Annotated in this window: 21 protein-coding genes; 16 read left to right on the forward strand and 5 right to left on the reverse strand. The window is 66.9% G+C overall.

The features are described from left to right. Window positions 1-5: 5 nt before the first annotated feature. From PSA7680_RS08565 to PSA7680_RS08615, 11 genes are all read left to right on the forward strand, one after another. Window positions 6-941 (forward strand): ABC transporter substrate-binding protein, encoded by a 936-nt coding sequence (locus PSA7680_RS08565; RefSeq protein WP_085868295.1) that lies wholly within the window; start codon window positions 6-8, stop codon window positions 939-941. Further along, complete coding sequence (gene tenA, locus PSA7680_RS08570; protein ID WP_085868296.1) at window positions 938-1,615, forward strand: thiaminase II; 678 nt, start codon at window positions 938-940, stop codon at window positions 1,613-1,615. Before PSA7680_RS08565 ends, tenA begins: the two co-directional genes overlap by 4 nt. Continuing rightward, window positions 1,612-2,343, forward strand: a complete 732-nt coding sequence (locus tag PSA7680_RS08575; protein WP_085868297.1) for an ABC transporter ATP-binding protein — start codon at window positions 1,612-1,614, stop codon at window positions 2,341-2,343. The genes tenA and PSA7680_RS08575 overlap by 4 nt, the downstream gene beginning before the upstream one ends. Continuing rightward, the gene (locus tag PSA7680_RS08580) at window positions 2,340-3,080 is read left to right on the forward strand and encodes an ABC transporter permease (RefSeq protein WP_085868298.1); all 741 of its coding nucleotides are present in this window, start codon (window positions 2,340-2,342) and stop codon (window positions 3,078-3,080) included. Before PSA7680_RS08575 ends, PSA7680_RS08580 begins: the two co-directional genes overlap by 4 nt. A 121-nt stretch (window positions 3,081-3,201) precedes the next feature. Continuing rightward, window positions 3,202-4,233 (forward strand): LacI family DNA-binding transcriptional regulator, encoded by a 1,032-nt coding sequence (locus PSA7680_RS08585; protein WP_085868299.1) that lies wholly within the window; start codon window positions 3,202-3,204, stop codon window positions 4,231-4,233. Window positions 4,234-4,329: 96 nt separating this feature from the next. Further along, window positions 4,330-5,634 carry an ABC transporter substrate-binding protein gene (locus tag PSA7680_RS08590; protein WP_085868300.1) on the forward strand — a complete coding sequence of 435 codons (1,305 nt, stop codon included), beginning with the start codon at window positions 4,330-4,332 and terminating at the stop codon, window positions 5,632-5,634. Window positions 5,635-5,757: 123 nt separating this feature from the next. After that, entirely contained in the window at window positions 5,758-6,624 is an 867-nt protein-coding gene (locus PSA7680_RS08595) for a carbohydrate ABC transporter permease (RefSeq protein WP_085868301.1), read from the forward strand. A gap of 66 nt (window positions 6,625-6,690) precedes the next feature. Continuing rightward, a complete protein-coding gene (locus PSA7680_RS08600) occupies window positions 6,691-7,521 on the forward strand; it encodes a carbohydrate ABC transporter permease (protein WP_085868302.1) in 831 nt (276 codons plus the stop codon). A gap of 12 nt (window positions 7,522-7,533) precedes the next feature. Beyond that, the gene (locus PSA7680_RS08605) at window positions 7,534-8,538 is read left to right on the forward strand and encodes an ABC transporter ATP-binding protein (RefSeq protein WP_085868303.1); all 1,005 of its coding nucleotides are present in this window, start codon (window positions 7,534-7,536) and stop codon (window positions 8,536-8,538) included. Beyond that, window positions 8,535-9,308 (forward strand): L-iditol 2-dehydrogenase, encoded by a 774-nt coding sequence (locus PSA7680_RS08610; RefSeq protein WP_085868304.1) that lies wholly within the window; start codon window positions 8,535-8,537, stop codon window positions 9,306-9,308. The genes PSA7680_RS08605 and PSA7680_RS08610 overlap by 4 nt, the downstream gene beginning before the upstream one ends. A 2-nt stretch (window positions 9,309-9,310) precedes the next feature. Then, window positions 9,311-10,816, forward strand: coding sequence for a mannitol dehydrogenase family protein (locus PSA7680_RS08615; protein ID WP_245824531.1), 1,506 nt, complete (start codon window positions 9,311-9,313; stop codon window positions 10,814-10,816). A 21-nt stretch (window positions 10,817-10,837) separates the two neighbouring features. Here the strand turns inward: PSA7680_RS08615 and rlmH are convergent, their stop codons facing one another. The 4 genes from rlmH to PSA7680_RS08635 all read right to left on the reverse strand — a co-directional run bounded on the left by rlmH (window position 10,838) and on the right by PSA7680_RS08635 (window position 13,856). Beyond that, the gene (gene rlmH / locus PSA7680_RS08620; protein WP_085868306.1) at window positions 10,838-11,308 is read right to left on the reverse strand and encodes a 23S rRNA (pseudouridine(1915)-N(3))-methyltransferase RlmH; all 471 of its coding nucleotides are present in this window, start codon (window positions 11,306-11,308) and stop codon (window positions 10,838-10,840) included. After that, a complete protein-coding gene (gene rsfS, locus PSA7680_RS08625; RefSeq protein WP_085868307.1) occupies window positions 11,309-11,674 on the reverse strand; it encodes a ribosome silencing factor in 366 nt (121 codons plus the stop codon). Window positions 11,675-11,860: 186 nt separating this feature from the next. Next, window positions 11,861-12,418 (reverse strand): hypothetical protein, encoded by a 558-nt coding sequence (locus PSA7680_RS08630; protein WP_085868308.1) that lies wholly within the window; start codon window positions 12,416-12,418, stop codon window positions 11,861-11,863. A 94-nt stretch (window positions 12,419-12,512) separates the two neighbouring features. Further along, window positions 12,513-13,856 (reverse strand): mechanosensitive ion channel family protein, encoded by a 1,344-nt coding sequence (locus PSA7680_RS08635; RefSeq protein WP_085868309.1) that lies wholly within the window; start codon window positions 13,854-13,856, stop codon window positions 12,513-12,515. A 239-nt stretch (window positions 13,857-14,095) separates the two neighbouring features. On the opposite strand from PSA7680_RS08635, the gene leuC reads away from it, so the two are divergent. The 4 genes from leuC to PSA7680_RS08655 all read left to right on the forward strand — a co-directional run bounded on the left by leuC (window position 14,096) and on the right by PSA7680_RS08655 (window position 18,303). Beyond that, entirely contained in the window at window positions 14,096-15,499 is a 1,404-nt protein-coding gene (gene leuC / locus PSA7680_RS08640; RefSeq protein WP_085868310.1) for a 3-isopropylmalate dehydratase large subunit, read from the forward strand. A gap of 11 nt (window positions 15,500-15,510) precedes the next feature. Continuing rightward, complete coding sequence (gene leuD / locus PSA7680_RS08645) at window positions 15,511-16,116, forward strand: 3-isopropylmalate dehydratase small subunit (protein WP_085868311.1); 606 nt, start codon at window positions 15,511-15,513, stop codon at window positions 16,114-16,116. 301 nt (window positions 16,117-16,417) lie between these two features. Next, the gene (locus PSA7680_RS08650) at window positions 16,418-17,248 is read left to right on the forward strand and encodes a hypothetical protein (protein WP_306372451.1); all 831 of its coding nucleotides are present in this window, start codon (window positions 16,418-16,420) and stop codon (window positions 17,246-17,248) included. Between the two features lie 128 nt (window positions 17,249-17,376). Further along, window positions 17,377-18,303, forward strand: a complete 927-nt coding sequence (locus PSA7680_RS08655) for an endonuclease/exonuclease/phosphatase family protein (protein WP_245824535.1) — start codon at window positions 17,377-17,379, stop codon at window positions 18,301-18,303. On the opposite strand, the gene PSA7680_RS08660 is transcribed toward PSA7680_RS08655, so the two are convergent. Continuing rightward, window positions 18,267-19,199, reverse strand: a complete 933-nt coding sequence (locus PSA7680_RS08660) for an NAD-dependent epimerase/dehydratase family protein (RefSeq protein ID WP_085868313.1) — start codon at window positions 19,197-19,199, stop codon at window positions 18,267-18,269. The genes PSA7680_RS08655 and PSA7680_RS08660 overlap by 37 nt on opposite strands. Window positions 19,200-19,309: 110 nt before the next feature. On the opposite strand from PSA7680_RS08660, the gene PSA7680_RS08665 reads away from it, so the two are divergent. Next, window positions 19,310-20,209: a LysR family transcriptional regulator gene (locus PSA7680_RS08665; RefSeq protein WP_085868314.1), complete on the forward strand. Its 900-nt coding sequence runs from the start codon at window positions 19,310-19,312 to the stop codon at window positions 20,207-20,209. Window positions 20,210-20,277: the final 68 nt, after the last annotated feature.

Raw genomic sequence — 20,277 nt, forward strand, 5'->3', positions numbered from 1 at the left:
ATTCCATGAAGAAGGCACTCACCCTTGCCGCCATGCTGCTGGCCACCCCGGCCATGGCGCAAGACAAGATGACCCTGATCCTCGACTGGTTCATCAACCCCGACCACGGGCCGATCATCATCGCCCAGGAGAAAGGCTATTTCGCCGAGCAGGGCCTTGAGGTCGAGGTGATCCCGCCCGCCGATCCCTCCGATCCGCCCAAGCTCGTGGCCGCAGGCAAGGCCGATCTGGCCGTCTCCTACCAGCCGCAGCTGCACCTGCAGATCCACGAGGGCCTGCCGCTCACCCGCGTCGGTACGCTCGTCGCCACGCCGCTGAACTGCCTGCTGGTGCTTGAGGACGGCCCGATCAAATCCATCGCCGATCTGAAGGGCGGCAAGGTCGGCTTCTCGGTGGCCGGCGTGGAAGAGGCCGTGCTGGGCGCGATCCTCAAGCCCAACGGGCTGACGATGGAGGACATCGAACTGGTGAACGTGAACTGGTCGCTCTCGCCTTCGCTGATGAGCGGACAGGTGGATGCCGTGATCGGCGCCTTCCGCAACTTCGAACTGAACCAGATGGAGATCGAAGGCGTGGACGGGCGCTGCTTCTACATCGAGGAAGAGGGCCTGCCGACCTATGACGAGCTGATCTACGTGGCCAACACCGAGAGCCTCGACACCGACAAGATCGCCCGTTTCCTCGCCGCCACCGAAAAGGCCACGCAGTTCATCGTGAACCACCCGGAAGAAAGCTGGGAAATCTTCGCAGGCACCTCCAAGGAGCTGCAGGACGAGCTGAACGCGAAGGCCTGGGTAGATACCCTGCCCCGCTTCGCCCTGCGCCCGGCCGCCTTCGACGCCGGCCGCTACGCCGCCTTCGAGACCTTCCTCCACGAGTTCGGCCTCGTGCCGTCGGTGAACCCGGTCTCCGCCATCGCGATCGACGTGACGGCGCAATGAGCGACTACGGCAAGGCCTTCGCGCTCTGGCGCGCGGATTGCCCGGAGGCGTGGCGGGCGTATACCCGCCATGCTTTCGTCGAAGGCATGAAGGACGGCAGCCTGCCCGAGGCCGCTTTCCTGCATTACCTGCGGCAGGATTACGTCTTCCTCGTGCATTTCTCCCGCGCCTGGGCGCTGGCCGTCACCAAGGCCGAGACGCTTTCGGAAATGAAGGCGGCGGCGGCCACGGTGAACGGGCTGGTGAACCACGAGATGCAGCTGCACGTCGAAACCTGCGCCAAGGCCGGGATCGGCGAGGCGGAGCTATTCGCCACCGAGGAGGCCACCGCCAACCTTGCCTATACGCGCTACGTTCTGGAGGCGGGCTACTCGGGCGATTTCCTCGATCTCATGGCCGCCCTCGCGCCTTGCGTGATGGGCTACGGCGAGATCGGCGCGCGGCTGGGCACCGAGGCCACGAGCGATGCCTATGCCGAATGGATCGGCACCTATGCGGGAGACGAGTATCAGCAGATCTGCCGCGACGTTGGCGCGCTGATCGACGGCGCGCTGGTGCACCGGCTCGGCGCAGACTACACCCTTTCGCCCCGGTGGGCGCGGCTCTCGCAGCGCTTCGCCACGGCCACGCGGCTGGAAGTGGATTTCTGGCAGATGGGCCTCACCCCCGCATGAGCCCGGCCCCCGGCATAGGCTTTTCCGGCGCGGCCTCGGTGGAGGGCACCGCGCTCTTCTCCGGGCTGACGCTCGCAATGGCGCCGGGGCGCTGGACCTGCCTTCTGGGGGCCTCCGGCGTCGGGAAAACCACGGTGCTGCGCCTGATCGCCGGGCTGGCGGCGCATGTGGATTTCGAAGGCTCGATCACCGCCACCGACGGGCAGCCGCTTCAGGATCGCATCGCCTACATGGCGCAGAGCGATCTGCTGCTGCCCTGGCTTTCCCTGCCCGAGAACGTCGCCATCGGCGCGCGGCTGAGGGGCGGCCGGCCCGATCTGGCCCGCGCGCGGGATCTGCTGGCCCGCGTGGGCCTCGGCGATCACCTCGACAAACGCCCCGCCGCGCTTTCGGGCGGGCAGCGCCAGCGCGTGGCGCTCGCGCGCACGCTGATGGAGGATCGACCCGTGATCCTGCTGGACGAGCCCTTTTCCGCGCTCGATGCCCGCACCCGCGCGGACATGCAGGATCTGGCCGCCACGCAGCTTGCGGGGCGCACGGTTCTGCTCGTCACCCACGATCCCGGCGAGGCCGCCCGCCTGGGCGAGGCGATCCACGTGATGGCGCCCGGCAGCGCCCGCAGCTTCGACGTGCCCCCCGTCCCCGTCCCGCGCCCGGTGGATCACCCCGACACGCTGGCCCTTCAGGGCCGGCTGCACGCCTTCCTGCGCAAAGGGGCTCCGGCATGAGGTTGCGCCACGCCCTCGCCTCCTTCGCGCTGCTGATCGCCGTCTGGCAGGCCGTCGTCTGGCTCGCCGGGCTGCCCCATTTCATCCTGCCCTCGCCGCTGCGCGTCTTCACCGAACTGTGGGACAGCCGCGCCCTGATCGGGGAGCACGCGCTGGTGACGCTGGGCGAAGTGCTGCTGGGCATGGCCATCGGAACAGTGCTGGGCATCGCCACCGCACTGCACCTCGCCCTTTCGCCCCGTGCGCGCCAGCTCCTGGGGCCGATCCTCGTGTTTTCGCAGGCGATCCCCGTCTTCGCGCTGGCCCCGGTGCTCACGCTCTGGCTCGGCTACGGGCTCTGGAGCAAGATCGCCATGGCGGTGCTGATCATCTACTTCCCCGTCACCTCCTCCTTCCTCGACGGGCTTCTGAACACGCCGCAGGGCTATCTCGATCTCGCCCGCGCCATGCAGGCGCGGCCCGGCCAGGTGCTTCTGCGCATCCGCATTCCGGCCGCGCTGCCCAACCTCGGCACCGGGCTGAAACTCGCCGCCGTCTACGCCCCCATCGGCGCGGTGATCGGCGAATGGGTCGGCGCTTCGCGCGGGCTGGGCTACCTGATGCTGCTGGCCAACGGCCGCGCCAAGACGGACCTGATGTTCGCCGCGGTGCTGGCGCTCTGCGCCATGTCGGTGGTGCTCTACCTGCTGTTCGACGCGCTTTCCCGGCACCTCGCCGCGCGCGCCACCGGCGGCTGACCTCCGCCGACCGACTCCAAACTTTACGTAAAGTTATTGATTTTTTCCCCGCGATAAGAAACGCTGGAGGCGTCAGAAGAGGATCGCCCGCGCCAAGGCCGCGCGGCCGAAGCGGGGAAACATGGCACAGAAGAAAATAAGGAACATGGAGGAATTCGCGGCGGTCAGCGGGATTTCGCGGCCGACCGTCTCGAAGTATTTCCATGACCCGGACAGCGTGCGCGCCTCAACCCGCGCGCGCATCGAGGAGGCGCTGGAGCGCTACGACTACCGCCCCAACGTCTACGCGATGAACCAGAACCGGCGACTGACGAAGAACGTCGGCATCGTGGTGCCCTACCTCGCGGATCCCTTCTTCGCCGAGATCGCCCGCAACCTCGAACAGCGCTGCATCGACGCCGGCTACCGCCCCACGCTCTATTCCTCCCACGGCATCCCCGACCAGGAGGTCGAGATCCTCGACGGGCTGCGCTCGCTCAAGCCCGCCGGCGTGCTGCTGGCGCCGCTGGGCCGGGCCTCCCACAAGAAGGAGATCGAGCGCTTCTGCAAGGCCGTGCCCACGGTCATCTTCGACAGCAACATCGAGGGCATGGGCGCCGCCTTCATCGGCTCCGACAACGCCAGCTTCGTGGACCAGACGGTGGACTACCTGAGCCGCAGCGGCGATGCGCCCTGTTTCTTCGAGATGCGCCACCCGGCCAACCCGAACGCCAACAAACGCCGCATCGCCTATCTCAACCGGATGGAGGCGCTGGGGCTCACGCCGCATGTGATCAGCGTGCCGGGCGAGGGCTGGGCCTTCGAAGAGATCGGGCGCCAGGGCGGGCTCCAGGTGCTGAAACGCGATCAGCTCACCAGCGACACCGTTCTGTGCAGCAACGACCGCCTCGCCATCGGCTTCCTCTCCGCCTGCTACGAGCGGAACGTGCGCGTGGGGATCGGCGAGGGCTTCGATCTGCGGGTCGCCTCGATGGACGACCACCCCTTCGCGCGCTTCACCTGCCCGCCGCTGACCACCGCCGCCCACGACTACGAGGCCGTCTCGAATCGCTCCGTGGAGACGCTTTTCGAACTGATCGAGGCCGGCGGAAAGTTCGGCACGCGCAACGAAACCCTTTATCCGGCAAGGCTTATCCTGCGCGCTTCGGCTTGATCTCCCTCAGAAATTTCCGCGCGTAAAATTTTTGTTGACGCGCGAAAAGATTTTTTCGATGCTTGTCCTCGGGTAAATTGATTACGGGAGGACCCAATGAACCTGAAGAACGCACTCCGTGCGGCCACCGCACTTGCGCTCGTCACCGGATCGGCGGCCACCGCCGAAACGATCACCATCGCCACCGTGAACAACGGCGACATGATCCGGATGCAGGGCTACACCGACAAATTCACCGAAGCGACGGGTATCGACGTCGAGTGGGTCACGCTCGAGGAAAACGTGCTGCGCCAGCGCGTGACGACGGACATCACCACCAAGGGTGGCCAGTTCGACATCATGACCATCGGCATGTACGAGACCCCGATCTGGGGCGCCAACGGCTGGCTCGTGCCGCTGGACGATCTCTCCGAAGAATACGACGTGGATGACATCCTGCCCGCCATGCGTAGCGGTCTGTCCCACGACGGCACGCTCTACGCGGCGCCCTTCTACGGCGAAAGCTCCATGGTCATGTATCGCACCGACCTGATGGAGAAGGCCGGCCTCGAGATGCCGGAAGCCCCCACCTGGGAGTTCATCCGCGAAGCCGCCGCGGCGATGACCGACCGCGAAAACGACATCAACGGCATCTGCCTGCGCGGCAAGGCCGGCTGGGGTGAGGGCGGCGCCTTCATCACCGTGACCGCCAACTCCTTCGGCGCACGCTGGTTCGACGAAGACTGGAACGCCCAGTTCGACCAGCCGGAATGGGCCAACGCGCTCAACTTCTACGTCGATCTGATGAACAACTACGGCCCTCCGGGCTACGCCACCAACGGCTTCAACGAGAACCTCTCGCTGTTCCAGCAGGGCAAGTGCGGCATGTGGATCGACGCCACCGTTGCGGCGTCCTTCGTGACGAACCCCAACGATTCCACCGTGGCCGACAGCGTGGGCTTCGCGCTGGCGCCGAACGCCGAGGGCGTGGACAAGAAGGCGAACTGGCTCTGGGCCTGGGCGCTCGCGATCCCGGCCGGCACCCAGAAGGAAGACGCCGCCAAGCAGTTCATCGAATGGGCGACCTCGAAGGAATACATCCAGCTCGTCGCCGAGAACGAGGGCTGGGCCAACGTTCCGCCGGGTGCGCGCACCTCGCTCTACGAGACGCCTGAATACCAGGAAGTGCCCTTCGCCAAGATGACGCTGGACTCCATCAATGCCGCCGATCCGACCAACCCGACGGTCGATCCGGTGCCCTATGTCGGCATCCAGTTCGTCGCCATTCCGGAGTTCGCCGGTATCGCCACGGAAGTGAGCCAGGAATTCTCCGCCGCCTACGCCGGTCAGCAGACCGTCGAGGAAGCGCTTGAGAAGGCCCAGGCCATCACGACCGAAGCGATGGAAGCCGCAGGCTACTGACGCTTCCTCCCTGAAGGGGCGCGGGCCCTCCACCCCGCGCCCCGACATCAGCACCACCTTTTCCTTGAAATTTCCGAAGGGTTTCTGGGACGCTCCAAGAGCGTCAACAGAGGAGATATCCCCATGGCAACGCAACACTCCCGGTCAGCAGCTCGGATCATGATGGCGCCCGCCGTCTTCGTCCTGCTCGTCTGGATGCTCGTGCCCCTGACGATGACACTGTATTTCTCCTTCAAGAAATACCTTCCCCTGCGCGGCGGCGATCTTGGCTGGGTGGGGTTTGACAACTACGTCCGCTTCGTCACCTCCAGCGCCTTCTGGCCAGCCGTCCAGACGACGCTGGTGATCGTGGGCGGCGTGCTGCTGATCACCGTCGTCCTGGGCATCCTGCTGGCGCTGCTGCTGGATCAGCCGATGTGGGGCCAGGGTGTCGTCCGCATCCTCGTGATCGCCCCCTTCTTCGTGATGCCCACCGTTTCCGCGCTCGTCTGGAAGAACATGTTCATGGATCCGGTGAACGGCCTCTTCGCCCACCTGTGGCGCTTCTTCGGGGCCGAGCCGGTTTCCTGGCTTTCGGATGCCTCGCTCGCCTCGATCATCATGATCGTTTCCTGGCAGTGGCTGCCCTTCGCCACGCTGATCCTGCTGACCGCGATCCAGTCGCTGGACAGCGAGCAGCTCGAAGCCGCCGAGATGGACGGCGCCCCGCCGCTGAAGCGCTTCTACCACATCATCCTGCCGCACATGAGCCGCGCGATCACCATCGTGATCCTGATCCAGACGATCTTCCTGCTGGCCATCTTCGCGGAAATCTTCGTCACGACCGGCGGCGCCTTCGGCACCCGCACGCTCACCTACCTGATCTACCAGCGCGTGCTGGAAAGCCAGAACGTGGGCCTCGGCTCGGCCGGCGGTGTCTATGCCATCATCCTCGCCAATATCGTCGCGCTCTTCCTGATGCGCATTGTGGGAAAGAACCTCGATGCCTGATCTGCTTCGCCCCACCCCCACACCCCGCCCCCACCCGCTGCGCTCCAGCCAGAAGGGAGCCCTGTAATGGCACGCTCCGTCACCACACAACGCAAGATCCTCAACACCGCCGCCGCATGGGCCATCGGCCTGCTGATCTTCTTCCCGATCCTCTGGACGATCCTCACCAGCTTCAAGACGGAAGCCGAGGCCATCGCGAGCCCGCCGATCTTCCTGAACTTCGACTGGACGCTGGAAAACTACGCCATCGTGCAGGAGCGCTCCAACTACATGCGCTTCCTGTGGAACTCGGTCATCATCGCCGGCGGCTCCACCGTGCTGGGCATCATCATCGCGGTGCCGGCGGCCTGGTCCATGGCCTTCGTGCCCTCCAAGCGCACCAAGGACATCCTGATGTGGATGCTTTCGACCAAGATGCTGCCGGCGGTGGGCGTGCTCTACCCGATCTACCTGCTGTGCATCCAGCTCGGCGTGCTGGACAACCGCCTCGCCATGGTCGTCATCCTGATGCTGATCAACCTGCCGATCATCGTCTGGATGCTCTACACCTACTTCCGCGAAATCCCCGGCGAGATCCTTGAAGCCGCGCGGATGGACGGGGCCACGCTGAAGGAAGAGCTGCTCTACATCCTCACGCCCATGGCCGTGCCCGGCATCGCCTCCACGCTGCTTCTGAACTTCATCCTCGCCTGGAACGAGGCCTTCTGGACGCTCAACCTGACCTCGGTGGACGCCGCGCCGCTCACCGCCTTCATCGCAAGCTACTCCAGCCCCGAAGGCCTGTTCTTCGCCAAGCTGAGCGCGGCCTCCACCATGGCCATCGCGCCGATCCTCATCCTCGGCTGGTTCAGCCAGAAACAACTTGTCCGCGGCCTGACCTTCGGCGCGGTGAAATAAGGAACCTGACCCATGGGACGCATCCAACTCAAGCAAGTCACCAAGAAGTTTGGCGATGTCGAGGTCATTCCGCCGCTGGACCTGACCATCGAGGACGGGGAGTTCGCCGTCTTCGTCGGCCCCTCGGGCTGCGGGAAATCCACGCTGCTGCGCCTGATCGCCGGGCTGGAGGACATCACCACCGGCCAGATCGAGATCGACGGCACCGACGCCACCAACGTGCCCCCGGCCAAGCGGGGCCTGGCGATGGTGTTCCAGTCCTATGCGCTCTACCCGCACATGAGCGTGCGCAAGAACATCGCCTTCCCGCTGCGGATGGCGAAGATGGAGCAGGCCGAGATCGACAAGCGCGTGGAAGCCGCCGCGTCGGTGCTGAACCTGACCGACTACCTTGACCGCCGCCCCGGCCAGCTTTCGGGCGGCCAGCGGCAGCGGGTCGCCATCGGCCGCGCCATCGTGCGCGAACCCGCCGCCTTCCTCTTCGACGAGCCGCTCTCCAACCTTGACGCCGCCCTGCGGGTCGGGATGCGGATGGAGATCTCCGAACTGCACGAGAAACTCGCCACCACCATGATCTACGTGACCCACGACCAGGTGGAAGCCATGACCATGGCCGACAAGATCGTGGTGCTCCAGGCCGGCGTGATCGAGCAGGTCGGCAGCCCGCTCGAACTGTATCGCGCGCCGCGCAACCTCTTCGTGGCCGGCTTCATCGGTTCTCCGAAAATGAACTTCATCGAAGGCCCCGAAGCCGCCAAGCACGACGCCCACACCATCGGCGTGCGCCCCGAGCACATCGCCGTCTCCGACAGCGAAGGCCTGTGGTCCGGGGTCGTCGGGGTCTCCGAGCACCTGGGCTCCGATACCTTCTTCCACGTGCACGACACCGGGCTGGCCGAAACGATCACCGTGCGCGCCGACGGCGAAGTCGGCTTCCGCCACGGCGACCGCATCCACCTGACGCCGCGCGCGGACGTCATCCACCGCTTCGACGCGCAAGGCCTGAGGATCGCATGAGCCGTCTCGCTGGAAAAACGGCGCTGATCACCGGCGCCGCGCGCGGCATCGGGGCCGCTTTCGCGGAAGCCTACCTGCGCGAAGGAGCGCAGGTGGCCATCGGCGACATCGACATCGCCCGCGCCCGCGAAACCGCCGACCGCCTCGGCGAGGGCGCCTTCGCCGTGGAGATGGACGTGACGCGCCAGGAGAGCATCGACGCGGCCGTGGGCGCAACCGTCGAACGCTTCGGGCAGATCGACATCCTGATCAACAACGCCGCCCTGTTCACCGCCGCCCCGATCGTCGAGATCGACCGCGCGGACTACGAGCGCGTGTTCCAGATCAACGTGGCCGGCACGCTCTTCACCATGCAGGCCGTGGCCCGCCACATGATCGAGCGCGGCATCAAGGGGCGCATCATCAACATGGCCAGCCAGGCCGGGCGCCGGGGCGAGCCGCTGGTGGCCGTCTACTGCGCCACCAAGGCCGCGGTGATCAGCCTCACGCAATCGGCGGGGCTGAACCTGATCCGGCACGGAATCAACGTCAACGCCATCGCCCCCGGCGTGGTGGACGGCGAGCACTGGGACGGCGTGGACGCCTTCTTTGCCAAACACGAAGGCAAGGCGCCGGGCCAGAAGAAGAAGGAAGTCGCGGCGGGCGTGCCCTACGGGCGCATGGGCCGCGCGGAGGATCTGACGGGCATGGCCGTGTTCCTTGCAAGCGATGAAGCCGAATACATCGTGGCGCAATGCTACAACGTGGACGGCGGACAATGGATGAGCTGACGATGGCAAAGCCAGATGACACCGCGAAAGCCCCTGCCCCGCTGCCCCTGAGCACTGCCACGCTCAGCCGGCTGCCCGAGGGCATCGAACGCCCCCGCTACGACCGCAAGGCACTGACGCCCGGCATCGTTCATATCGGGCTTGGCAATTTTCATCGCGCCCACCAGGCATGGTATCTGCATCGGCTGATGCAGGAGGGGCTGGCGCAGGACTGGGCCATCCTCGGCGCCGGCGTGCGCCCCTACGATTCCCAGATGCGTGAAAAGCTTCTGGCGCAGGACTGCCTGACGACGCTGATCGCGCTCGATCCGGCGGGATCCTCGGCGGAAGTCACGGGCGGCATGATCGGCTACCTGCCGATCGAGGAGGGCAACGCCCCGCTGATCGCCGCCATGGCCTATCCGGCCATCCGCATCGTGTCGCTCACGGTGACGGAAGGGGGCTACTTCATCGATCCCGCCACGGGCGGCTTCGCGGCCGACCACCCCGACATCCGCCACGACGCCGAGAACCCGACGCGCCCGCGCACCGCCTTCGGCGCGATGATCGCGGCGCTGAAGCTGCGCCGCGGCAGCGGGGCCGGTCCGTTCACCTGCCAGAGCTGCGACAACCTGCAGGGCAACGGCGAGATCCTGCGCCAGACGATCGTCTCGCTGGCCCGGCTCACCGATCCCGACCTGGCGGAGTGGATCGAGGCCAACTGCAGCTTCCCGAATTCGATGGTGGATTGCATCGTCCCGGCCACCGGCCCCGGCGAAATCGCGCTCGCCCGCGAGATGGGCGTGATCGACGCCGCCCCGGTGACGCATGAGACCTACCGCCAGTGGGTGATCGAAGATGACTTCTGCGCCGGACGCCCCGATTGGGGCCGCGTGGGCGCGACCTTCACCGAGGATGTCCACGCCTACGAGAAGATGAAGATCCGCCAGCTCAACGGCGGCCACCAGGTGCTTGCCAACGTGGGCGAGATCCTCGGGCTCCAAACCATCGCCGACTGCATGGCCCATACCGCCGTGCAGCCCTTCTTCCTGAAGGTGGAACGGGAGGAGATCGCCCCCCACGTGGCCCCGGTGCCCGGCATGACGCCCGACGCCTACATCGACCTGATCGCGCGCCGGTTCGCCAACCCCCGCATCGTGGACACTACCCGCCGCGTCGCCTTCGACGGCGCCTCGCGCCATCCGGGCTTCATCCTGCCCACGGTGCAGGATGCACTGGCCTCCGGTGCCCCCGTGGAAGGGCTCGCGCTGGTCGAGGCCTTCTGGGCGCGCATGTGCGAAGGCACGCGCGAGGACGGCAGCCGCATCGCCGCCAACGATCCCCACTGGGACGAGCTGACGGCCTGCGCGCAGGCCGCACGCGAACGCCCGATGGCCTGGCTCGAGATGCGGCACTTCTACGGGGATCTGGGCAGCCGTCCCCGTTTCGCCGAGGCCTTCTGCCGCTGGCTGGACCTGATCTGGAAAGAAGGCGCGGAGGCGGCCATCGCCATCTACCTGAAGGGCTGACCGGGCCGCGCGGGCTTGCCCCTACTCCCTGTGGTAGGGGCTGCCCGCAAGGATCGAGGCCGCCCGATACAGCTGCTCGGCAAGCATCACCCGCGCCAGCATGTGCGGCCAGACCATCTTGCCGAAGGAAAGCTTGAAATCGGCCCTGTCGCGCAGCTCGGGCGCCAGCCCGTCGGCGCCCCCGATCAGGAAGGCCACGTCGCCGCGGCCCATGTCGCGCCACTGGCCGAGCTGGCGGGCGAACTCCGGCGAGCTCATCAGCCGGCCGCGTTCATCCAGCACGCAGACCAGCGCCCCCTTGGGCACGGCGCGTTCAAGCAGGGGGGCTTCGGCGGCCATGCCGCCGCCCTTCCTGTCCTCCACCTCGTGAAGCGTCGCCGGGCCCAGCCCGAGGCTGCGCCCGGTGCGGTCGAACCGGGTGAGATAATCGTCGATCAGGTCGCGCTCAGGGCCCGCCCGAAGGCGGCCCACCGCGCAGATGTGGGCGCGCATCTAGGCCCTGGAGGGCGAAGCGCCGGCCGGCAACCACATCTTTTCGAGCTGGTAGAAATCGCGCACTTCCGGGCGGAACACGTGCACGATCACATCGCCCGTGTCGATCAGAACCCAATCGCCCGCATCGGCCCCTTCCACCTTGGAAGAGAGGCCGAAACGCTCTTTCAGGCGCTCGGTCAGCTTCTCGGAGATCGAGGCGACCTGCCGCGACGAACGGCCCGAGCAGATGACCATGTAATCCGCCATCTCGGATTTGCCGCGCAGATCGATCTGCGTGACATCCTCGGCCTTGTCATCCTGAAGCGAAGAGAGAATGGCGTCGAGCAGGGTTTCGCTCGACCAATCCGTTTGAACCGCCGTCATCGCGGTATCCGGTGCAATCGTGCCATCGATTGCGTCTGCTGCGTGAGACAGGACAGTGTCCTCCTTGCGACGCGCCGCCACGGCCCCGGCGCTGGGCATGGCACAAAGGTAGCATCGGCGGCGCCGAATCTCAATGCGTGGCGCTGCAAAGCCGCCATGACGGGGCGTCTCGGCCGCCTCATGGCCCTAGCAGGGCGGCATCTCCGCCACGTTCACCGCGTCGGTGAGTTCCCACAGGGGGGTGGAGGGCAGCAGCGGCAGGAAACTGGCGCCGCCGTCAAGGCTGATGTCGATGGCCGTTTCCACGGTGGGCGAAACCGGGCCGTCGAGGGCACAGCCCTTCACGTCCACCGAAAGATCGCCCTTCGCCGTTGCCGGGCTCTCGGCCTTCCACGCACGCGCCTTGGCCTGAAGCGCCCGGAACCGCTCGGCATCCTTGCCGGAGAGCGAGAGATCCACCACCCGCTCGCCGCGCGCCGCCGTCTGAAGGGTGAAGTCTTCGTTCACCGCCGCGGCGCCGTCGGTCGCCCCCACCGAAAGCACGGCCCCGCCCTTCTGCAGCCCCACCCCTTCGGGCAGATGGATGCGCACGGCGAGGGCGGCCGGGTCCACGGTGAGCGGATCCGCGTCCTGAAGCAGTTTCACCCCGGCCGGCGGCGGCGGCGCACAGGCGGCGAGCAGCCCCAGAAGGGCAGCCCCGGCCACGGCGGGTTTCACGGAGAGCAGGCGGAGTTCACGCAACATGGGGCAGCCCTTTCTGGCAGCACGGTCCAACGGTCGGGCACAGCATGAAGCAGCTTGCCCGACGACGGAAGCCCGAAGTTCGGCTTTCAGGCAGCTACGCCCCTGCCCCGGCCGCACCCGCGCCGCCATCCGGCCCGCCCTCGCCCAGCAGACGCACCTCGCGCTGCGGGAAGGGAATGCTGATCCCGGCCGCCTTGAAGGCATCCCAGAGCGCGAGATAGACATCCCCGCGCACGTTGGTCAGCCCGCTGGTGGCATCGGCGATCCAGAACCGCAGCACGTAATCGACGCTGCTGTCGCCGAAGCCGGTGATATGGCACACGGGCTGCTTGTCGGGCAGCACCCGGCCCACCGACAGCGCCGCATCGATCGCCGTTTGCCGCACGAGATGCGGATCGTCGCCGTAGGAGGTTCCGAAGTGGATGTCGAGCCGAACCAGCTCGTTGGAGTGGCTCCAGTTCACCACCTGGTTGGTGATCAGATCCTCGTTCGGGATCAGGTATTCGCGCCCGTCGCGCGTGACGACCGACACGTAGCGCGCCCCCAGCGAATCGATCCAGCCGAAGGTGTCCCCGAGGGAGATCACGTCGCCGGGCTTCACCGACTTGTCCATCAGGATGATGACGCCGGAGACGATGTTGGACACGATCTTCTGCAGGCCGAAGCCGAGGCCGAGGCCGATGGCGCCCGAAAGCACGGTGAGGCCGGTGAGATCGAAGCCGATGGCACGCAGGCCGAAGAAGACGGCGGAGACGTAGAGAAAGGCCTGCGTGATCTTGGCGATCAGCACGCCCAGCGTGGGCGAGATGTTCTCGTTCCGCTCCGCCCAGCGGGTGATGAGGTTGGAGAGCGAGCGCGCGACGAAGACCAGCGCCCCGGTGACGACGAGCGCCTTGAAGACGATCAGCAGCGAGAGGCGGAAGTCGTTGATCTCGATGGCGACGGCATCCATCAGCCCCGCCACCGCGCCGAGCAGGCCGGTGAAATAGAGCGCGGCATAGGCCCAGGCGCCCCACTTCAGGATACGGGCCAGCAGCGGGTTGCGCACGAAGCGCGCGATCAGGCTGACGAAGATCCACGCCACCCCCACCGATCCCGCGATGCGAAGGATGTAGGTATGCGAGGGAAACATCCCCAGCACGGTGTTCATCACGAAGACGGTCAGCCAGATCAGCGCCACGTAGCTGTAGCCCCAGATCCGCCGGTGCAGTTCCACGAGGTTGCGCAGCTGCGCCTTGCTGCGCCCCTGCAGGCTGCGGATCCAGTCGTGCACGCGGGGCGCCAGCACCGCGTTGACCCCCCAGGCCACGCCGGCAAGCACCATCAGGATCACCAACTGGCGCAGCCGCGACGGCAGAAGCATCGAACGCGCGAAACTCTCGGCCGCCTCGGTATAGCGCCAGAATTCGCCGACAAGCTGTTGAAGTTCCTGTTCCATGCGGTGATCTTTGGCCAAGCGCGGCGGCTTGTATAGTCCGGAATCCCTTGTGGGAGGGCGGGAAAGGCAGTATCCCGACGACGATGACTCGCATCTTCGACATAGACGACCGCGCGCGCCTGCCCTGGCGCTTCCATGGTCTGGCTCTGTCCATCGTCACCGGCCTATGAGGCCGGGCGCCTACCTGTGCGCAGCCGAACCATCACGCCACGACGAACCTTCAGCGGGAGAGGATAACCATGACCGCGCCCAAAACACTCTACGACAAGATCTGGGATGCCCACGTTGCCCATGAGGCCGAGGACGGCACCTGCCTTCTCTACATCGATCGCCACCTCGTGCACGAGGTGACGAGCCCGCAGGCTTTCGAAGGCCTGCGCATGGCCGGCCGCAAGGTGCGCGCGCCGGAGAAGACCATCGCGGTGCCCGATCACAACGTGCCCACCACGCTGGATCGCGAGAAGGGCATCGACAACGAGGAAAGCCGCATCCAGGTCGAGGCGCTCGACAGGAACGCCAAGGAATTCGGCATCCACTACTACCCGGTGTCCGACGTCCGCCAGGGCATCGTGCACATCGTCGGCCCCGAGCAGGGCTGGACGCTGCCGGGCATGACCGTCGTCTGCGGTGACAGCCACACCGCCACCCACGGCGCCTTCGGCGCGCTGGCGCACGGCATCGGCACCTCGGAAGTGGAGCACGTGCTGGCTACCCAGACGCTGATCCAGAAGAAATCCAAGAACATGAAGGTGGAGATCACCGGCAAGCTGAAGCCGGGCGTCACCGCCAAGGACATCACCCTCGCCGTGATCGGCGCGACCGGCACCGCCGGCGGCACCGGCCACGTGATCGAATATTGCGGCGAAGCGATCCGCGATCTCTCGATGGAAGGCCGGATGACCGTTTGCAACATGGCCATCGAAGGCGGCGCCCGCGCCGGCCTGATCGCGCCGGACGAAACCACCTTCGAATACGTCAAGGGCCGCCCCCACGCCCCGAAAGGCGCCCAGTGGGAGGCCGCGCTGGCCTGGTGGAAGACCCTCTACACCGACGAGGGCGCACATTTCGACAAGGTCGTGACCCTGCGCGCCGAAGACATCGAGCCCGTCGTCACCTGGGGCACCTCGCCCGAGGACGTGCTGCCGATCACCGGCGTCGTGCCGTCGCCCGAGGATTTCACCGGCGGCAAGGTCGAGGCCGTGCGGCGCGCGCTCGACTACATGGGCCTTACCCCTGGTCAGAAGCTGACCGACATCGAGATCGACACCGTGTTCATCGGCTCCTGCACCAACGGCCGGATCGAGGATCTGCGCGCCGCCGCCGAGATCCTGAAGGGCAAGAAGATCAAGGTGAAACGCGCCATGGTCGTGCCGGGCTCGGGCCTCGTGCGGGCGCAGGCCGAGGAAGAGGGCATCGCCCAGATCTTCCAGGACGCCGGCTTCGAATGGCGGCTCGCGGGCTGCTCCATGTGCCTTGCCATGAACCCAGACCAGCTGAGCGAAGGCGAGCGCTGCGCCGCCACCTCCAACCGCAACTTCGAAGGCCGCCAGGGCTACAAGGGGCGCACGCACCTCGTGTCCCCGGCCATGGCCGCAGCCGCCGCTCTCACCGGCCGGCTGACCGACGTTCGCGAGATGATGTAAGGAGCCAAGCGATGGAAAAGTTCGAAACCTTCACCGGCATCGCGGCCCCCATGCCGCTCGTCAACATCGACACCGACATGATCATCCCGAAGGTCTTCCTGAAGACGATCAAGCGTTCGGGCCTCGGCGTGCATGCCTTCGACGAGATGCGCTATGACCGGGACGGCAACGAGATCCCCGATTTCGTGCTCAACCAGCCGGCCTACCGCAAGGCCCAGATCCTGATCGCGGGCGACAACTTCGGCTGCGGCTCCTCGCGCGAGCACGCCCCCTGGGCGCTGGCGGATTTCGGCATCAAGGTCGTGGTCTCCACCTCCTTCGCCGACATCTTCTTCAACAACTGCTTCAAGAACGGCATGCTGCCGATCGTGCTGCCGCAGGAGCAGGTGGACATCCTGATGAAGGACGCCGAGAGGGGCGAGAATGCCCGGATGACGGTGGATCTCGAAGCGCAGGAGATCACCACCTCCGAGGGCGAGGTCATCAAGTTCGAGGTGGACGCCTTCAAGAAGCACTGCCTTCTGAACGGGCTGGACGACATCGGCCTCACGCTGGAGAAGGCCGCCGCCATCGACAGCTTCGAGGCCAAAGCCCGCGCCGAGCGCCCCTGGGTCTGATCCCTTCAGGCCCCGGAAGCGACTCGCGAAGCGGTCGTTTTCACTGCGGAAACAATAAGCACGGTCAGCCTTCGTTGCTGACCGTGCTTGCTTTTGAATGATGCAAACGCGCACCAGTGGCGGAGCGAATAGGGCAAATCGTAAAGGTCATGATTAACAACACCTTGCCCGCGACAGTGAATGCGATGCAGGATTAAGGCAAGAATGAGGCAACCGCCCGGACACAGGGGCGGCACGGTTTGGAACGAGGGAACGGCGTCAAGATCGTCCCGTCCAGGTTGAGGGTTGAACGGCAGTGATCATGCAGCTGACAGGTGCGCTGGTTCGCGCGGCGCTTGTAGGGATCGTCATCGCGACGCCGTCCTTGCTGCTTGGCAACACCTCCGCCGATTCCAACCAGGTCGTGGCGCTCGTCGCCATTTTCGCCGCCCTGCTCACCTTCGTCGAATATGCCGTCGTCAGCCCGTCGCTGATCGAGTTCCGCGATGCGCCGCCGTTCAACCGCATCCGCCTGCTGTCTCTGTTCGTGACCGTTTTCATGCTCACGATGATCGTGCGCGGCTCCGTCGTCGCCACCCCGATGACGGAGCTCGTGACGGTGATCGGCAGGGTCATCAGCCACGCGATGGATTTCCCCTTCAGCCCGGTGCGGCTCGTCACGCAGGCCGCGCCGCTGGACACCCCGCCCGAGGCGCTGGACCTGCTCGCCGCCGCCGCCGGGATGTCCTACCTCGTGTCGCTGGTGACGCTGGCGATCTTCTTGATCATCCTGCGGCTCTGGAACTGGCCCACCCACGCCGGGCAGTTCAACGTCTGGATCAACCTGCCCACCTTCGATCCGACCGCCGGCGGCGACGTGGTGAAGCGGCTGCTGCGGGACGGCAGGGTTAACGTTTCCTTAGGCTTCACGCTGCCATTCTTGATCCCGGTCGCGGTGCAGTTCGCGGCGGATGTCTTTGCGCCGCTGTCCTTCGAATCGCCGCAGACGCTGATCTGGATCGTGGCACTATGGGCCTTCCTTCCCGCTTCCCTCTTCATGCGCGGCATCGCCATGGCGCGGATCGCCTACATGATCGAGGAAAAGCGCAGCGCCCTCTCCCGCGCCGCCGACGAAGCCCTGCAGGCCGTCTGAGCCCGCTCGTCGGGCTTCTGCTGGCGGCCCTGCCCCCGGCACCCGCGCCGGCCGACCCCATACGCATCGCAACCTACACAGCCGAGCTTGAGCGGGAAGGCCCCGGGCTCCTGCTGCGCGACATCCTCTTGGGCGAGGATCCCCAGGTCGAAGCCGTGCTGGCCGTCCTGCACGAGGCGCGGCCGGACATCCTCCTGCTCACCGGGTTCGACCAGGATCCCGATTCCCAGGCCGCGCGCGCGCTCGCGGCCCGGCTTCGGGAAACCGGGCCGGATCTGCCCCATGTCCACACCGGCCCCAGCCCACGCGGGCGCGACAGCGGGCTGGATCTGGACGGCGACGGCCGCCTTGGCGAGCCGGAGGACGCCATCGGCTTCGGCCGGTTTCCCGGCAACGGCGGCATGGCCGTGCTGTCACGCTACCCCTTCGCGTCCGGCGCGGATGATCTCGGCGGCGTGATGTGGTCCGCGCTCGACGGCAACCTGCGGGCAGGCATGGCGGCGCGGATCCCCGACCAACCGCTTTCGAGCTCAGGCCACTGGCGCGTTCCGATCGCCCTGCCTGGCGGCACGCTGACCCTGCTGGCCTTCCATGCCGCGCCACCGGTCTTCGACGGCCCGGAAGATCGCAACGGGCGACGCAACCACGATGAGATCCGGCTCTGGGCGCGGTCGCTGGAGCCATCGCCCGACGCCCCGCTCGTGCTGCTCGGAAACGCCAATGCCGACCCCTTCGACGGCGAGGGCCGCAAGCAAGCGATCCGCTGGCTCCTCGCGCACCCCGCCTTGCAGGATCCGCGCCCCGCAAGCGCAGGAGGGCGGGCGGCGGCGCGGGCACAGGGCGGGGCCAACACCCGCCACGCCGGGCCGCCGGAACAGGATACGGTGGACTGGCCGGATGAGGGGGCAGGCCCCGGCAACCTGCGGGTCGATTACGTTCTGCCCGATGCGCGCCTCAAGCTGCGCGGCGCCGGGCTGATGTGGCCGGCCCCGGGCAGCCCCGCGGCCGCGGCCAGCCGTCACGCGCTCGTCTGGGTGGACATCGACTGGCCCTGACCGGCGGCGTCCACGGACGGCCTGCGGGCCTCTGGCGGGATCTCCGCGGCGATGGCGGCCGAAAACGGCGTCGGCTCGAAATCCGGCAGAAGGCGGGCCAGCTTCGCGCCGCTCAACCGGTGCGGCGTTTCGAAGAGGTAACGCATTTCACGCATCTCGCGGGCCAGTTCCCAGACCGGGCTCGCAAGCGTCATCAGCCACCACGGGAACCGGGAGAGCCTCACCGGCCGGCCAAGCTGCCGCGCCACCTCGGCCTGCAACTCCAGCATCGAGAATGCGTGCCCGGCGAAGGGCACATCCTCGAAGGGGGCCAGCTCGGCGCGTTTCGCCGCCAGCATGACGGCCGCCCGCGCCCAATCCGGCAGGTAGCAGTAGGCGCGCGGAACGGCGGGATCGCCGAGGGTGGTCAGCCGCCCCTTGGCCAGATCCTTCATGATGACGAGCGCCATCAACGTCTCCTGCCGGCCCGGATCGATGAAATCTCCCGCGCGCAGCACCAGCGTCTGCACGCCTTCCGCCGCGGCGGCGCGATACTCGGCCTCGATCCGCTTCCGGATCTCTCCCTTGCGCGCGCAGGGCCTCTGCGGCGTGTCCTCGGACCAGACGCCCGGCCGATCTCCGAAATTGTAGACGTTGCCCGGCAGGATCACCGTCGCCCCGCTCGCCTGCCCGGCGGCGATCACATCGGCCGTCAGGCGCGGCAGGATGTTGGCCCAATCGTGGTAGGCCGGCGGGTTGAACCCGTTGACGATCACGTCACACCCCTGCGCCGCCTGCACCAGATCGTCCCGCGCGCGGTCGAAGCGCCGCACCGTCCAGCCCGCGTTCCAGAAGGCCGCGCAGGCGTGCCGCCCGATTTTCCCGTTCGCCCCGAGGACAAGAACCGTTCCGCCCATCGTGCCGTCTCCCTGTGTCTGCTGCGTCTGCGTGTCGATACACCAAAAGGTAGCCCGTGCATTTTCGTTCCGACATTGCCCGAATCCGGCGATCTGGTATTCATTCCTGCATGGACAAGACACAAACCCCGGATTGGGCGCTCTGGCAGAGCTTCCTGGCCGTGGCCGAGACGGGCTCCCTTTCCGCCGGGGCCCGCGTGTTGGGGCTGAGCCAACCCACGCTCGGCCGCCACATCCGCCAGCTCGAAGGAACCCTCGGCCTCACGCTTTTTGCCCGCAACGCCCGCGGGCTCGCCACCACAGAGGCGGCCGAGGCGCTTCTGGAACCGGCGCGCGCCATGGCTCAGGCGGCGGCGCGGCTGTCGCTGGCGGCCAGCGGCCAGTCCGTCACCCCGCGCGGCACCGTGCGGATCACGGCCTCGGTGATGATGGCCCAGCACGCCCTGCCGCCGATCCTCCGCGACATCCGGCACGCGGCGCCGGAAATAGAGCTGGAGCTCGTCGCCTCGGACGCCAGCGAAAACCTGCTCTTCCACGAGGCCGACATCGCCGTGCGCATGTATCGGCCCACGCAGCTGGACATCGCCACCCGGCACATCGGCGACATGGCGCTCGGCCTGTTCGCCGCCGAGAGCTACGTCGCGCGGCGCGGCCTGCCGCGCACCATCGAGGAGGCCATGGCGCACGAGTGGGTGGGCTACGACAAGTCCGATCTCATCCTGCGGGGGATGCGCGGCTTCGGCCTGGAGGTGGAGCGCAGCTTCTTCCAGACGCGCTGCGACCACCACCCGGCCTACTGGGAACTCGTGCGCGCCGGGCTCGGGATCGGGGCGGGCCAGCATTTCGCCGCCCGCCGCTGCCCCGACGTACGCGCGATCCTGCCCGAGGTCGAGATTCCGCCGCTGCCCGTCTGGCTCTCGGTGCCGCAGAGCCTGCGCCGCAGCCCCCGCGTGCGGCGGGTGTATGACTTGCTGAGCGAGGGCTTGGCCGAGGTGGTGGAGCGGGGGTGAAAACGCATGACAGAGCCGGGCGGCCCCTGCCCGTGGTGGCCTTCCGCGCAACGCCAGAAACAGCCGCC

This window comes from Pseudoruegeria aquimaris (genome assembly GCF_900172235.1).
In the GTDB taxonomy this organism is placed as follows: domain Bacteria; phylum Pseudomonadota; class Alphaproteobacteria; order Rhodobacterales; family Rhodobacteraceae; genus Pseudoruegeria; species Pseudoruegeria aquimaris.

Excerpts from the sequence above, each read along its gene's own strand:
- PSA7680_RS08650 (WP_306372451.1), top strand. The coding sequence starts at position 16,418 with ATGCAGCTGACAGGTGCGCTGGTTCGCGCGGCGCTTGTAGGGATCGTC.
- PSA7680_RS08590 (WP_085868300.1), top strand. The coding sequence starts at position 4,330 with ATGAACCTGAAGAACGCACTCCGTGCGGCCACCGCACTTGCGCTCGTC.
- PSA7680_RS08660 (WP_085868313.1), bottom strand. The coding sequence starts at position 19,199 with ATGGGCGGAACGGTTCTTGTCCTCGGGGCGAACGGGAAAATCGGGCGG.
- PSA7680_RS08580 (WP_085868298.1), top strand. The coding sequence starts at position 2,340 with ATGAGGTTGCGCCACGCCCTCGCCTCCTTCGCGCTGCTGATCGCCGTC.
- leuD (WP_085868311.1), top strand. The coding sequence starts at position 15,511 with ATGGAAAAGTTCGAAACCTTCACCGGCATCGCGGCCCCCATGCCGCTC.
- PSA7680_RS08610 (WP_085868304.1), top strand. The coding sequence starts at position 8,535 with ATGAGCCGTCTCGCTGGAAAAACGGCGCTGATCACCGGCGCCGCGCGC.
- PSA7680_RS08595 (WP_085868301.1), top strand. The coding sequence starts at position 5,758 with ATGGCAACGCAACACTCCCGGTCAGCAGCTCGGATCATGATGGCGCCC.
- PSA7680_RS08635 (WP_085868309.1), bottom strand. The coding sequence starts at position 13,856 with ATGGAACAGGAACTTCAACAGCTTGTCGGCGAATTCTGGCGCTATACC.
- PSA7680_RS08615 (WP_245824531.1), top strand. The coding sequence starts at position 9,311 with ATGGCAAAGCCAGATGACACCGCGAAAGCCCCTGCCCCGCTGCCCCTG.
- PSA7680_RS08665 (WP_085868314.1), top strand. The coding sequence starts at position 19,310 with ATGGACAAGACACAAACCCCGGATTGGGCGCTCTGGCAGAGCTTCCTG.
- rlmH (WP_085868306.1), bottom strand. The coding sequence starts at position 11,308 with ATGCGCGCCCACATCTGCGCGGTGGGCCGCCTTCGGGCGGGCCCTGAG.
- PSA7680_RS08575 (WP_085868297.1), top strand. The coding sequence starts at position 1,612 with ATGAGCCCGGCCCCCGGCATAGGCTTTTCCGGCGCGGCCTCGGTGGAG.
- tenA (WP_085868296.1), top strand. The coding sequence starts at position 938 with ATGAGCGACTACGGCAAGGCCTTCGCGCTCTGGCGCGCGGATTGCCCG.
- PSA7680_RS08600 (WP_085868302.1), top strand. The coding sequence starts at position 6,691 with ATGGCACGCTCCGTCACCACACAACGCAAGATCCTCAACACCGCCGCC.
- PSA7680_RS08565 (WP_085868295.1), top strand. The coding sequence starts at position 6 with ATGAAGAAGGCACTCACCCTTGCCGCCATGCTGCTGGCCACCCCGGCC.
- PSA7680_RS08605 (WP_085868303.1), top strand. The coding sequence starts at position 7,534 with ATGGGACGCATCCAACTCAAGCAAGTCACCAAGAAGTTTGGCGATGTC.
- leuC (WP_085868310.1), top strand. The coding sequence starts at position 14,096 with ATGACCGCGCCCAAAACACTCTACGACAAGATCTGGGATGCCCACGTT.
- rsfS (WP_085868307.1), bottom strand. The coding sequence starts at position 11,674 with ATGACGGCGGTTCAAACGGATTGGTCGAGCGAAACCCTGCTCGACGCC.
- PSA7680_RS08585 (WP_085868299.1), top strand. The coding sequence starts at position 3,202 with ATGGCACAGAAGAAAATAAGGAACATGGAGGAATTCGCGGCGGTCAGC.
- PSA7680_RS08630 (WP_085868308.1), bottom strand. The coding sequence starts at position 12,418 with ATGTTGCGTGAACTCCGCCTGCTCTCCGTGAAACCCGCCGTGGCCGGG.